This window comes from Enterobacter sp. FUJ80071, from assembly GCF_038739915.1.
Taxonomy (GTDB): Bacteria; Pseudomonadota; Gammaproteobacteria; order Enterobacterales; family Enterobacteriaceae; genus Enterobacter; species Enterobacter kobei.
Genome location: NZ_JBBXKH010000001.1, coordinates 4,691,041 through 4,704,523, shown reverse-complemented (window position 1 = coordinate 4,704,523; position 13,483 = coordinate 4,691,041). Strand labels below are relative to the sequence as shown.

Here is a 13,483-nt window from a genome sequence, read left to right as displayed (position 1 = left end):
TGCACACCCCGCGCCGCAGCGAAAACGAAGCGGCACTGCTCTTTAACAATTTATCAGACAATCTGTGTGGGCACTCAAAGTGACATGGATTCTTAACGTCGCAAGACGAAAAATGAATACCAAGTCTCTGAGTGAACATACGTAATTCATTACGAAGTTTAATTCACGAGCATCAAACTTAAATTGAAGAGTTTGATCATGGCTCAGATTGAACGCTGGCGGCAGGCCTAACACATGCAAGTCGAACGGTAGCACAGAGAGCTTGCTCTCGGGTGACGAGTGGCGGACGGGTGAGTAATGTCTGGGAAACTGCCTGATGGAGGGGGATAACTACTGGAAACGGTAGCTAATACCGCATAACGTCGCAAGACCAAAGAGGGGGACCTTCGGGCCTCTTGCCATCAGATGTGCCCAGATGGGATTAGCTAGTAGGTGGGGTAACGGCTCACCTAGGCGACGATCCCTAGCTGGTCTGAGAGGATGACCAGCCACACTGGAACTGAGACACGGTCCAGACTCCTACGGGAGGCAGCAGTGGGGAATATTGCACAATGGGCGCAAGCCTGATGCAGCCATGCCGCGTGTATGAAGAAGGCCTTCGGGTTGTAAAGTACTTTCAGCGGGGAGGAAGGTGTTGTGGTTAATAACCGCAGCAATTGACGTTACCCGCAGAAGAAGCACCGGCTAACTCCGTGCCAGCAGCCGCGGTAATACGGAGGGTGCAAGCGTTAATCGGAATTACTGGGCGTAAAGCGCACGCAGGCGGTCTGTCAAGTCGGATGTGAAATCCCCGGGCTCAACCTGGGAACTGCATTCGAAACTGGCAGGCTAGAGTCTTGTAGAGGGGGGTAGAATTCCAGGTGTAGCGGTGAAATGCGTAGAGATCTGGAGGAATACCGGTGGCGAAGGCGGCCCCCTGGACAAAGACTGACGCTCAGGTGCGAAAGCGTGGGGAGCAAACAGGATTAGATACCCTGGTAGTCCACGCCGTAAACGATGTCGACTTGGAGGTTGTGCCCTTGAGGCGTGGCTTCCGGAGCTAACGCGTTAAGTCGACCGCCTGGGGAGTACGGCCGCAAGGTTAAAACTCAAATGAATTGACGGGGGCCCGCACAAGCGGTGGAGCATGTGGTTTAATTCGATGCAACGCGAAGAACCTTACCTACTCTTGACATCCAGAGAACTTAGCAGAGATGCTTTGGTGCCTTCGGGAACTCTGAGACAGGTGCTGCATGGCTGTCGTCAGCTCGTGTTGTGAAATGTTGGGTTAAGTCCCGCAACGAGCGCAACCCTTATCCTTTGTTGCCAGCGGTTAGGCCGGGAACTCAAAGGAGACTGCCAGTGATAAACTGGAGGAAGGTGGGGATGACGTCAAGTCATCATGGCCCTTACGAGTAGGGCTACACACGTGCTACAATGGCGCATACAAAGAGAAGCGACCTCGCGAGAGCAAGCGGACCTCATAAAGTGCGTCGTAGTCCGGATTGGAGTCTGCAACTCGACTCCATGAAGTCGGAATCGCTAGTAATCGTAGATCAGAATGCTACGGTGAATACGTTCCCGGGCCTTGTACACACCGCCCGTCACACCATGGGAGTGGGTTGCAAAAGAAGTAGGTAGCTTAACCTTCGGGAGGGCGCTTACCACTTTGTGATTCATGACTGGGGTGAAGTCGTAACAAGGTAACCGTAGGGGAACCTGCGGTTGGATCACCTCCTTACCTTAAAGAACCTGCCTTTGTAGTGCTCACACAGATTGTCTGATGAATGATGAACTTCTGAATGTACTTTTGAGTGCATTAAGAAGTTTTGCTCTTTAAAAATCTGGATCAAGCTGAAAATTGAAACGACACACATGTTATGTGTGTTCGAGTCTCTCAAATTTTCGCAAACCGATGATGAATCGAAAGAAACATCTTCGGGTTGTGAGGTTAAGCGACTAAGCGTACACGGTGGATGCCCTGGCAGTCAGAGGCGATGAAGGACGTGCTAATCTGCGAAAAGCGCCGGCGAGGTGATATGAACCTTTGACCCGGCGATGTCCGAATGGGGAAACCCAGTGTGTTCCGACACACTATCGTTAACTGAATACATAGGTTAACGAGGCGAACCGGGGGAACTGAAACATCTAAGTACCCCGAGGAAAAGAAATCAACCGAGATTCCCCCAGTAGCGGCGAGCGAACGGGGAGCAGCCCGGAGTCTGAATCAGCTTGTGTGTTAGTGGAACGGTCTGGAAAGTCCGACGGTACAGGGTGATAGTCCCGTACACGAAAATGCACAGGTTGTGAACTCGAAGAGTAGGGCGGGACACGTGGTATCCTGTCTGAATATGGGGGGACCATCCTCCAAGGCTAAATACTCCTGACTGACCGATAGTGAACCAGTACCGTGAGGGAAAGGCGAAAAGAACCCCGGCGAGGGGAGTGAAAAAGAACCTGAAACCGTGTACGTACAAGCAGTGGGAGCCTCTTTATGGGGTGACTGCGTACCTTTTGTATAATGGGTCAGCGACTTATATTCTGTAGCAAGGTTAACCGAATAGGGGAGCCGAAGGGAAACCGAGTCTTAACTGGGCGTTAAGTTGCAGGGTATAGACCCGAAACCCGGTGATCTAGCCATGGGCAGGTTGAAGGTTGGGTAACACTAACTGGAGGACCGAACCGACTAATGTTGAAAAATTAGCGGATGACCTGTGGCTGGGGGTGAAAGGCCAATCAAACCGGGAGATAGCTGGTTCTCCCCGAAAGCTATTTAGGTAGCGCCTCGTGAACTCATCTTCGGGGGTAGAGCACTGTTTCGGCTAGGGGGCCATCCCGGCTTACCAACCCGATGCAAACTACGAATACCGAAGAATGTTATCACGGGAGACACACGGCGGGTGCTAACGTCCGTCGTGAAGAGGGAAACAACCCAGACCGCCAGCTAAGGTCCCAAAGTCATGGTTAAGTGGGAAACGATGTGGGAAGGCACAGACAGCCAGGATGTTGGCTTAGAAGCAGCCATCATTTAAAGAAAGCGTAATAGCTCACTGGTCGAGTCGGCCTGCGCGGAAGATGTAACGGGGCTAAACCATGCACCGAAGCTGCGGCAGCGACACTATGTGTTGTTGGGTAGGGGAGCGTTCTGTAAGCCGTTGAAGGTGGCCTGTGAGGGTTGCTGGAGGTATCAGAAGTGCGAATGCTGACATAAGTAACGATAAAGCGGGTGAAAAGCCCGCTCGCCGGAAGACCAAGGGTTCCTGTCCAACGTTAATCGGGGCAGGGTGAGTCGACCCCTAAGGCGAGGCCGAAAGGCGTAGTCGATGGGAAACAGGTTAATATTCCTGTACTTGGTGTTACTGCGAAGGGGGGACGGAGAAGGCTATGTTAGCCGGGCGACGGTTGTCCCGGTTTAAGCATGTAGGCGGAGGTTCCAGGTAAATCCGGTACCTTTTAACGCTGAGGTGTGATGACGAGGCACTACGGTGCTGAAGTAACAAATGCCCTGCTTCCAGGAAAAGCCTCTAAGCATCAGGTAACACGAAATCGTACCCCAAACCGACACAGGTGGTCAGGTAGAGAATACCAAGGCGCTTGAGAGAACTCGGGTGAAGGAACTAGGCAAAATGGTGCCGTAACTTCGGGAGAAGGCACGCTGATATGTAGGTGAAGCCCCTGCGGGTGGAGCTGAAATCAGTCGAAGATACCAGCTGGCTGCAACTGTTTATTAAAAACACAGCACTGTGCAAACACGAAAGTGGACGTATACGGTGTGACGCCTGCCCGGTGCCGGAAGGTTAATTGATGGGGTTAGCGGTAACGCGAAGCTCTTGATCGAAGCCCCGGTAAACGGCGGCCGTAACTATAACGGTCCTAAGGTAGCGAAATTCCTTGTCGGGTAAGTTCCGACCTGCACGAATGGCGTAATGATGGCCAGGCTGTCTCCACCCGAGACTCAGTGAAATTGAACTCGCTGTGAAGATGCAGTGTACCCGCGGCAAGACGGAAAGACCCCGTGAACCTTTACTATAGCTTGACACTGAACACTGGTCCTTGATGTGTAGGATAGGTGGGAGGCTTTGAAGCGTGGACGCCAGTCTGCGTGGAGCCGACCTTGAAATACCACCCTTTAATGGCTGGTGTTCTAACGTAGACCCGTAATCCGGGTTGCGGACAGTGTCTGGTGGGTAGTTTGACTGGGGCGGTCTCCTCCCAAAGAGTAACGGAGGAGCACGAAGGTTAGCTAATCCTGGTCGGACATCAGGAGGTTAGTGCAATGGCATAAGCTAGCTTGACTGCGAGAGTGACGGCTCGAGCAGGTGCGAAAGCAGGTCATAGTGATCCGGTGGTTCTGAATGGAAGGGCCATCGCTCAACGGATAAAAGGTACTCCGGGGATAACAGGCTGATACCGCCCAAGAGTTCATATCGACGGCGGTGTTTGGCACCTCGATGTCGGCTCATCACATCCTGGGGCTGAAGTAGGTCCCAAGGGTATGGCTGTTCGCCATTTAAAGTGGTACGCGAGCTGGGTTTAGAACGTCGTGAGACAGTTCGGTCCCTATCTGCCGTGGGCGCTGGAGAATTGAGGGGGGCTGCTCCTAGTACGAGAGGACCGGAGTGGACGCATCACTGGTGTTCGGGTTGTCATGCCAATGGCACTGCCCGGTAGCTAAATGCGGAAGAGATAAGTGCTGAAAGCATCTAAGCACGAAACTTGCCCCGAGATGAGTTCTCCCTGAGACTTTAAGTCTCCTGAAGGAACGTTGAAGACGACGACGTTGATAGGTCGGGTGTGTAAGCGCAGCGATGCGTTGAGCTAACCGATACTAATGAACCGTGAGGCTTAACCTTACAACGCCGAAGCTGTTTTGGCGAAGAGAGACGATTTTCAGCCTGATACAGATAACAGAATTTGCCTGGCGGCTTTAGCGCGGTGGTCCCACCTGACCCCATGCCGAACTCAGAAGTGAAACGCCGTAGCGCCGATGGTAGTGTGGGGTCTCCCCATGTGAGAGTAGGGAACTGCCAGGCATCAAATAGAAGAACCCCGTACCGTAAGGTGCGGGGTTTTTTGCTTTGGGCTTCTCTCTCCCACAGGAAGAGGGCATCAAACCGCACTCCACGTCGTAATAAACTCCGCTATCCCATCCACATCATTTAAATCCAACAGCGGAACCTCAAGCGGCAATACAACATCACTGGCCACCGCAATCACATGCTCATCAAGCGTTAACTCGCTAACATCATGCCCGGCATCGCTTCGGAACAGCAGGATCTTAGGTACAGCCTCATGCTTAAACCCCTCGACCAGCACCAGATCCAGGCTGGAATGATCCATCCGGCTGACCAGATAAGCCAGATCCAGCGGTGCCTCATCTGGCGTTTCTGTCATTAATGCCCAGCGCTGATTGCTTGCCACGATTGTCTGCGCGGCACCCGCTTTACGCAGCTCATAGCTGTCTTTTCCCGGTTTATCGACATCCATGTTATGGTGCGTATGCTTAATCAATCCGGGGCGAATACCTTTCGCACACAGTGCGGGTATTAGTTTCTTCAGCAGCGTGGTTTTCCCTGTGCCGCTCCATGCGGAAATAGCTAAAACGGGGATCATCTCTTCTCCTGCATCCTCTGCAAATCTTCACTCGTATTCACGTTCACAAAAGCCGATTTGAAATCGCTAAAATCAACAGGATGGCCGCCAGACTGGCGCATAAACACCATCACTCTGCGTTCTCCCGCCGCCAGATACGCCTCCAGAGAAGACACTAGCGAGCGGTGCATTAAGGCAATAGCAGGATGGTCGCGCTCGCCGTCATGTACCCAAACCACGGATGCTGTGCCACGAAGCTGAACCAGACGCTCAACGAGACAGGATGGAATAAACGGGGTATCGCAGGGACAGAACAGAAACCACTCACTGTTCGACTGCTGCATCACTGAGAGCATACCGGCCAGCGGCCCCGGGTAATCCTCAATATTATCCTGATACACGGCATACCCGCTGTGCTGATACGTGTCGATATGCCTGTTCGCGCTGATGGCAAGGGTTGTCACCTGGCCGGCGAGCGTATCAGCGACACATTGCCATAAGGGTTTGCCATTCAGGAGCTGGAGCCCCTTATCTTTCCCTCCCATCCGCGTTGCTCTGCCACCTGCCAGAACGACCCCAATGATTTCCTGGCTAAGATTCACGAATATCGCCTCTTTTATTGTGGGATTGACCCTGCTAACGTGTCACTCTAAATGAAAGGAGCACCACCATGAAATGTAAACGTCTGAATGAAGTTATTGAACTCCTCCAGCCAGCCTGGCAAAAAGAGCCAGAGCTTAATCTGATGCAATTCTTGCAGAAACTGGCAAAAGAGTCAGGTTTTGACGGCGAACTGGCAGACCTTTCTGATGACATCCTGATCTACCACCTCAAAATGCGCGATTCTGCCAAAGATGCTGTTATTCCTGGTATTCAGAAGGATTATGAGGAAGATTTTAAAACGGCGCTGCTGCGCGCCCGTGGCGTAATTAAAGAGTAAAAGCTTGTAAGCGGAGCCACCGAAATCGCCACAAGATGATATCCTGAATCATTCGTATAATTTCCGGATGAACGGATGAACGACCAGGCTTTTACTTTCCAGACATTACACCCGGATACCATTATGGATGCCCTGTTTGAACAGGGCATTCGTGTGGATTCGGGGTTAACGCCTTTAAATAGCTACGAAAACCGTGTCTATCAATTTCAGGATGAGGATCGTCAGCGCTTTGTCGTGAAGTTCTACCGGCCTGAACGTTGGACCGCAGAACAAATTCAGGAAGAGCATCAGTTTGCTCACGATCTGCTGGATGACGATGTCCCGGTTGCCGCACCGATAAAATTCAACAACCAAACGCTGCTGACGCATGAAGGCTTTTATTACGCTGTATTCCCAAGCCTGGGTGGCCGCCAGTTTGAAGCGGATAATATCGATCAAATGGAGTGGGTTGCCCGCTATCTGGGTCGCATTCACCAGACGGGAAGAAAAACGGCATTCACAGCCCGACCGACGATCGGTATTCAGGAATATCTTATCGAGCCGCGCCAGGTATTCGAAACCTCTGCACTGATCCCCACTGGGCTAAAGGCTGATTTCCTCAGCGCCACCGATAAACTTATTGCTGCGGTAAAAACCTGCTGGCGCGATGATATTTCCGTCCTGCGCCTGCACGGCGATTGTCACGCCGGAAATATACTCTGGCGCGATGGCCCGCTGTTTGTCGATCTTGATGATGCGCGCATGGGGCCCGCGGTTCAGGACCTGTGGATGCTGATGAATGGCGACAAAGCCGAGCAACGCATGCAGCTTGAAACCATTATTGAAGCCTATGAAGAATTTAGCCCGTTTAATTCAGACGAAATTGCCCTGATTGAACCTTTACGTGCGATGCGTTTTGTATATTATCTCGCGTGGTTAATCAGGCGTTGGGACGATCCCGCATTTCCCCGTAATTTCCCGTGGCTTACCGGGGAAGATTACTGGCGCAGCCAGATATCTACATTCACTGAGCAGGTTAAGGTTCTTCAGGAACCCCCGCTGCAATTAACGCCGATGTATTAATAGGACACACCCAGGAGAGAGTTAATCATGAAAAAAATTTGGCTGGCGCTGGCAGGTATGATTCTGGCATTTAGCGCTTCTGCTGCACAATTTACCGACGGCAAACAGTACACTACGCTGGAGAAGCCGGTTGCTGGCGAGCCACAGGTTCTCGAGTTCTTCTCGTTCTACTGCCCGCACTGCTACCAGTTCGAAGAAGTGCTGCATGTTTCTGACAACGTGAAGAAAAAACTGCCGGAAGGCACCAAAATGACCAAGTACCACGTTGAGTTCCTGGGCCCATTGGGTAAAGACCTGACTCAGGCGTGGGCGGTTGCGATGGCACTGGGCGTGGAAGATAAGATCACCGCCCCAATGTTTGAAGCCGTGCAGAAAACCCAGACCGTTCAGACCACAGCGGATATCCGTAAAGTGTTCGTTGATGCTGGTGTGAAAGGGGAAGAGTATGACGCCGCGTGGAATAGCTTTGTGGTGAAATCTCTGGTTGCTCAGCAGGAAAAAGCGGCGTCTGACCTGCAGCTTCAGGGCGTTCCGGCGATGTTCGTTAACGGTAAATATCAGCTGAACATGCAGGGCATGGACACCAGCAGCATGGATATTTTCGTTCAGCAGTATGCTGACACCGTGAAATACCTGGTTGAGAAAAAGTAAGTTCTTAGAGATGAAAACGCCGGTCACTGACCGGCGTTTTTGTATGAAGATTTAATGCTGTCTATCTGCTCGTCTTTTTCTTTCCAGAGTGTATTAAGCCACTGCTGGAAACGACGTTTGAAATTTTTATCGTTAACGTAGTCGCCATGCAGTTCGGCATCGACGGGAACTAAATTCACCCGCACAACAATGTGTGTCAGCTTGCCGCTGAGCATATCGAAGAACGGGGTGTTATCGTTCTTCGGGTAGCAGAGCGTGACGTTGAGTAACTTATCGAACTGAGCACCCAGTACATTAAGCGCCATCGCAATGCCCGCCGCCTTTGGCGGCAGCAGGTTTTGATACGGGGAGCGTGTTTGCTGACGTTTCTCTTCCGTAAACCGGGAGCCTTCCACAAAGTTCACAATGGTTGTTGGATGCGCGCGAAACTTTTCGCAGGAACGGCGGGTGGTCTCTACATCCTTACCACGACGCTCCGGATGACGAAGCAAATAGCTGCGCGAATAGCGTTTCATAAACGGCATATCGAGCGCCCAGCAGGCCAGCCCAATAAAAGGTACCCAGGCAAGTTGTTGCTTGAGGAAGTATTTATTCATCGGGATGTGTTTGCGGAAAAGCACGCATAACACCACGATGTCGGCCCAGCTGTGATGATTACAAATCAGCAGATACCAGTTCTTTTTATTGAGGTTCTCCAGTCCTTCGACATCCCACTTCAGATGCGGGTTCAGACACAACAGGATCGCCAGCCCTTCACACCAACAGTACATCATGAAGTTACAAAACGCTGACACGGCTCGCCACACCGAGGGCACAGGCAGCAGCAGTTTAATGATCCCGGCGATGATGATCGGCACGGAACAGGCGATCGTCACCAGAATAGTTAAAATGATGCTTAACAGTAAGGTTATTGCAGCGAGCAATCTCGACATGATGAGTTTTTTCAGGTGGTTAGCGGTAAGAGCGCGGCCGACACGTCGGCGCTGGGCGCTGATTTTACCAGAAAAACGACAAAGTATTGGCGCTTTCACGCCGTCATTTGACCGCTTTTACCCTGATGCAGAAGATTTCTCTAATATTGCGCACTAATCAGGACTTATATCCACATAGACTAAATTGCCATCAGTAAGCTGTTTTTATGTGATGCGCTTAATTAACAACATGATATTTAATGATTTATTATCAGTCTTGATCTGCAATGGCTGTCTGTTTTTCATTTGAAGTGAAAATATTCACAAACTTATCCACAGTTTGATTTTTGCGAGCGATCCTCACGATCGCAAAATCTTTTTCTGTATCGGGACTGAATAACTGATGTTTTCATCCTTATGTGGCATCCTTTACGCATAAATTGATTAAAGGCACGGACATTATGGTTCAGATCCCAGAAAACCCACTTATTCTCGTCGATGGCTCATCTTACCTGTATCGGGCATACCATGCGTTTCCTCCTCTGACCAATAGCGCAGGGGAACCTACCGGCGCAATGTACGGCGTGCTGAATATGCTGCGCAGCCTTATCCTTCAGTATCAGCCAACCCATGCGGCAGTCGTTTTTGATGCGAAAGGCAAAACCTTCCGCGATGAGTTGTTCGAGCATTACAAATCCCACCGTCCGCCTATGCCTGACGATCTACGTGCGCAAATTGAGCCGCTGCACGCCATGGTGAAAGCGATGGGCCTGCCGCTGCTGGCTGTCTCTGGCGTGGAAGCCGACGACGTCATCGGTACGCTGGCGCGAGAAGCAGAAAAAATGGGTCGTCCGGTACTGATCAGCACCGGTGATAAAGATATGGCACAGTTGGTGACGCCAGGCATCACCCTGATTAACACTATGACCAATACCATTCTGGGGCCAGAAGAGGTGGTTACTAAGTATGGCGTGCCGCCGGAACTGATTATCGACTTCCTTGCCTTGATGGGCGACTCCTCGGATAACATTCCTGGTGTGCCCGGTGTCGGTGAAAAAACCGCGCAGGCGTTGCTTCAGGGTCTGGGTGGGTTGGATACGCTTTACGCCGAATCAGACAAAATTGCAGGCCTCTCCTTCCGTGGCGCAAAAACCATGGCCGGCAAACTGGAAGAGAACAAAGAGGTGGCTTATCTCTCTTATAAGCTGGCAACAATCAAAACCGATGTCGAACTGGAACTGGGCTGTGAGCAGCTGGAAGTGCAACAGCCTTCTGCTGACGAATTGCTGAGCCTGTTTAAGAAATACGAATTCAAGCGCTGGACCACTGACGTGGAAGCGGGTAAATGGCTGCAGGCGAAAGGGGCCAAACCTGCTGCAAAGCCAAAAGAGACGATTGTCGTTGATGCCGAAGAGCAGGCAGAAGAAGAAGCCACAGTCCTCTCCTTCGATAACTACGAAACCATTCTTGAAGAGTCGCAGCTGATCGCCTGGATCGAGAAACTGAAAAAGGCACCGGTGTTTGCCTTTGATACCGAAACTGACAGCCTCGATAATATCTCTGCCAACATGGTGGGTCTGTCCTTTGCAACAGAGCCGGGTATGGCAGCCTATGTGCCTGTGGCGCACGATTATCTGGATGCACCAGAGCAGATCTCTCGCGAACGCGTGCTTGAGCTGCTGAAGCCGATTCTGGAAGACGAAAAGGCGCTGAAGGTCGGGCAAAACCTCAAGTATGACCGCGGTATTCTGCAAAACTACGGCATTGAACTGCGCGGGATTGCCTTCGACACCATGCTCGAATCCTATATTCTGGACAGCGTCGCGGGTCGTCATGATATGGATTCCTTATCTGACCGCTGGCTCAAGCACAAAACCATCACCTTTGAAGAGATTGCCGGTAAAGGAAAAAATCAGCTCACCTTTAACCAGATAGCTCTCGAAGAAGCAGGGCGCTACGCGGCGGAAGATGCCGACGTTACGCTGCAGCTGCATCTGAAAATGTGGCCGAAACTGCAGAAGCATGAAGGTCCGCTCAACGTGTTCCAGCATATCGAAATGCCGCTGGTTCCCGTGTTGTCGCGTATTGAACGCAACGGCGTAAAAATCGACCCTACGGTGCTGCATAACCACTCCGGAGAGTTGGCACAGCGTCTGACCGAGCTTGAGCAGAAAGCCCATGAGCTTGCAGGCGAACCGTTTAACCTCTCTTCACCGAAACAGTTGCAAACCATCCTGTTTGAAAAACAGGGCATCAAGCCGCTGAAGAAAACCCCTGGCGGTGCGCCATCCACCTCTGAAGAGGTGCTGGAAGAACTGGCACTGGATTACCCGCTGCCAAAAGTGATCCTGCAGTACCGTGGTCTCGCGAAGCTGAAGTCTACTTATACCGACAAGCTCCCGCTGATGATCAACCCGAAAACGGGCCGGGTGCATACGTCATATCATCAGGCGGTTGCGGCAACCGGTCGACTCTCGTCAACCGATCCAAACCTGCAGAACATCCCGGTGCGTAATGAAGAGGGGCGTCGCATTCGCCAGGCCTTTATTGCACCTGATGACTACCTGATTGTCTCGGCTGACTACTCGCAAATTGAGTTGCGCATTATGGCGCACCTGTCCCGTGACAAAGGCCTGCTGACGGCATTTGCGGAAGGGAAAGATATTCACCGGGCGACCGCAGCGGAAGTGTTCGGTTTGCCGCTGGACAGCGTGACAAACGAGCAGCGCCGCAGCGCAAAAGCGATCAACTTCGGTCTGATCTACGGTATGAGCGCTTTCGGCCTTTCACGCCAGCTCAACATCCCGCGTAAAGAGTCGCAGAAGTATATGGATCTCTACTTCGAACGTTACCCGGGCGTGCTGGAGTACATGGAACGCACTCGCGCTCAGGCGAAAGAGAAAGGTTACGTTGAAACCCTGGATGGCCGCCGTCTTTATCTTCCGGACATCAAATCCAGCAACGCGGCGCGCCGCGCTGGCGCAGAACGTGCCGCGATCAACGCCCCGATGCAGGGAACTGCAGCAGACATCATCAAGCGTGCAATGATTGCCGTGGATGCCTGGCTGGAGAAAGAGAAGCCGCGCGTGAAAATGATCATGCAGGTACACGATGAACTGGTGTTTGAAGTGCATAAAGACGATCTCGACACCGTGTCGAAAAAGATCCACGAACTGATGGAAAGCAGCATGACGCTTGACGTGCCGTTGCTGGTGGAAGTGGGGAGTGGTGAAAACTGGGATCAGGCTCACTAACGGTTCTGTGAATAACGCGCTTTTTATGTAAGTTAGCAACATAACTACGTGCGTTTTGTGACGATCATTAGAATTCCCTATGTAAAGAATGAAAAAAAACTACAAAAAGTGCTTTTTCTGCAGCAAAAAAAGGGGTAGAGTTATCGACGTAGGGTACAGAGGTAAGATGTTCTATCTTTCAGACCTTTTACTTCACGTAATCGGATTTGGCTGAATATTTTAGCCGCCCCAGTCAGTAATGACTGGGGCGTTTTTTATTGTGGCAAAGAAAAGTTCAGGTAAAAAAAAGCGCGGGCATTGCCGCGCTCAGTATTACTCTTCTTCCGCTTCTGTCGCGGGTTCCAGCTCGTTAAACCAGCTATCGAGCTTCTGGCGCAGCTTGTCTACACCCTGTTTTTTCAGCGAAGAGAAAGGCTCCACCTGTACATCGCCATTGAAGGCCAGTACCGCTTCGCGAACCATATTCACCTGCGCTTTACGCGCACCGCTTGCCAGCTTATCGGCTTTTGTCAGCAGCACCAGCACGGCGATATCGCTTGCGACGGCCCAGTCGATCATCTGCTGATCGAGATCTTTCAGCGGATGGCGAATGTCCATCAGCACCACCAGACCTTTCAGGCACATGCGTTTTTCCAGGTATTCGCCCAGCGCACGTTGCCATTTGATCTTCATCTCTTCAGGCACCTGCGCATAACCATATCCCGGCAAGTCGACCAAGCGTTTGCCTTCAGCCACTTCAAAGAGGTTGATCAGCTGGGTACGGCCAGGCGTTTTTGAGGTGCGCGCCAGGTTCTTCTGATTGGTCAGCGTATTCAGGGCGCTGGATTTCCCCGCATTGGAGCGGCCAGCAAAAGCCACTTCAATACCGGTATCAGATGGCAGGTGGCGAATATCGGGCGCACTGGTGACAAAATGCGTCTGTTGGTAGTTCCAGGTAGTCACGTGGTCGTCTCCAAAATCGTAATCTGGGGGGGATTATACCCGAATGCCAACAAAAGGCTTTTCTCATTACACAGAGCTTGCAGGGGAAAGCCCGCACTTGTGTGAGAGATCGGCTCATCATGCTATGGGAGATTTAAGAGAATTCGCAGGTG

9 protein-coding genes and 3 rRNA genes are annotated in these 13,483 nt (G+C 51.6%); 8 read left to right on the top strand and 4 right to left on the bottom strand.

The features are described 5' to 3' along the window. Positions 1-180 precede the first annotated feature (180 nt). From AAER43_RS22745 to rrf, 3 genes are all read left to right on the top strand, one after another. A 16S ribosomal RNA gene (locus AAER43_RS22745) occupies positions 181-1,720 on the top strand. Positions 1,721-1,928: 208 nt separating this feature from the next. Next, positions 1,929-4,832, top strand: a 23S ribosomal RNA gene (locus AAER43_RS22740). A gap of 64 nt (positions 4,833-4,896) precedes the next feature. After that, a 5S ribosomal RNA gene (rrf, locus tag AAER43_RS22735) occupies positions 4,897-5,012 on the top strand. The 16S, 23S and 5S rRNA genes sit together here, the layout of an rRNA operon. Positions 5,013-5,088: 76 nt before the next feature. Here the strand turns inward: rrf and mobB are convergent. After that, the gene (mobB, locus tag AAER43_RS22730; RefSeq protein ID WP_050863110.1) at positions 5,089-5,592 is read right to left on the bottom strand and encodes a molybdopterin-guanine dinucleotide biosynthesis protein MobB; all 504 of its coding nucleotides are present in this window, start codon (positions 5,590-5,592) and stop codon (positions 5,089-5,091) included. Then, positions 5,589-6,173, bottom strand: coding sequence for a molybdenum cofactor guanylyltransferase MobA (gene mobA, locus AAER43_RS22725; RefSeq protein WP_023331643.1), 585 nt, complete (start codon positions 6,171-6,173; stop codon positions 5,589-5,591). The genes mobB and mobA overlap by 4 nt, the downstream gene beginning before the upstream one ends. Before the next feature lie 68 nt (positions 6,174-6,241). Here mobA and AAER43_RS22720 point away from each other — a divergent pair, with 68 nt between their 5' ends. The 3 genes from AAER43_RS22720 to dsbA all read left to right on the top strand — a co-directional run bounded on the left by AAER43_RS22720 (position 6,242) and on the right by dsbA (position 8,224). Further along, positions 6,242-6,511 (top strand): YihD family protein, encoded by a 270-nt coding sequence (locus AAER43_RS22720; RefSeq protein ID WP_003861904.1) that lies wholly within the window; start codon positions 6,242-6,244, stop codon positions 6,509-6,511. A gap of 75 nt (positions 6,512-6,586) precedes the next feature. Beyond that, positions 6,587-7,573, top strand: a complete 987-nt coding sequence (locus tag AAER43_RS22715) for a serine/threonine protein kinase (protein WP_014885769.1) — start codon at positions 6,587-6,589, stop codon at positions 7,571-7,573. A gap of 27 nt (positions 7,574-7,600) precedes the next feature. Then, positions 7,601-8,224: a thiol:disulfide interchange protein DsbA gene (dsbA, locus tag AAER43_RS22710; protein WP_014885768.1), complete on the top strand. Its 624-nt coding sequence runs from the start codon at positions 7,601-7,603 to the stop codon at positions 8,222-8,224. A 23-nt stretch (positions 8,225-8,247) separates the two neighbouring features. Here the strand turns inward: dsbA and AAER43_RS22705 are convergent, their stop codons facing one another. Beyond that, positions 8,248-9,099, bottom strand: coding sequence for an acyltransferase (locus AAER43_RS22705; protein WP_230622100.1), 852 nt, complete (start codon positions 9,097-9,099; stop codon positions 8,248-8,250). Between AAER43_RS22705 and AAER43_RS22700 the strand changes: the two genes are divergently transcribed. Then, positions 8,996-9,313: a hypothetical protein gene (locus AAER43_RS22700; RefSeq protein WP_224955194.1), complete on the top strand. Its 318-nt coding sequence runs from the start codon at positions 8,996-8,998 to the stop codon at positions 9,311-9,313. The genes AAER43_RS22705 and AAER43_RS22700 overlap by 104 nt on opposite strands. Before the next feature lie 283 nt (positions 9,314-9,596). Next, on the top strand, positions 9,597-12,389 hold the full coding sequence (gene polA / locus AAER43_RS22695) for a DNA polymerase I (RefSeq protein ID WP_032635200.1): 2,793 nt from the start codon (positions 9,597-9,599) through the stop codon (positions 12,387-12,389). A gap of 312 nt (positions 12,390-12,701) precedes the next feature. Here polA and yihA read toward each other — a convergent pair whose 3' ends face one another. Then, the gene (gene yihA, locus AAER43_RS22690) at positions 12,702-13,331 is read right to left on the bottom strand and encodes a ribosome biogenesis GTP-binding protein YihA/YsxC (protein WP_014885764.1); all 630 of its coding nucleotides are present in this window, start codon (positions 13,329-13,331) and stop codon (positions 12,702-12,704) included. Between the last annotated feature and the right edge of the window lie 152 nt (positions 13,332-13,483).

What these genes read in the sequence shown, in the direction of transcription:
- mobB (WP_050863110.1), bottom strand. Translation starts at nt 5,592, where the DNA reads ATGATCCCCGTTTTAGCTATTTCCGCATGGAGCGGCACAGGGAAAACC.
- AAER43_RS22720 (WP_003861904.1), top strand. Translation starts at nt 6,242, where the DNA reads ATGAAATGTAAACGTCTGAATGAAGTTATTGAACTCCTCCAGCCAGCC.
- AAER43_RS22715 (WP_014885769.1), top strand. Translation starts at nt 6,587, where the DNA reads ATGAACGACCAGGCTTTTACTTTCCAGACATTACACCCGGATACCATT.
- dsbA (WP_014885768.1), top strand. Translation starts at nt 7,601, where the DNA reads ATGAAAAAAATTTGGCTGGCGCTGGCAGGTATGATTCTGGCATTTAGC.
- AAER43_RS22700 (WP_224955194.1), top strand. Translation starts at nt 8,996, where the DNA reads ATGAAGTTACAAAACGCTGACACGGCTCGCCACACCGAGGGCACAGGC.
- polA (WP_032635200.1), top strand. Translation starts at nt 9,597, where the DNA reads ATGGTTCAGATCCCAGAAAACCCACTTATTCTCGTCGATGGCTCATCT.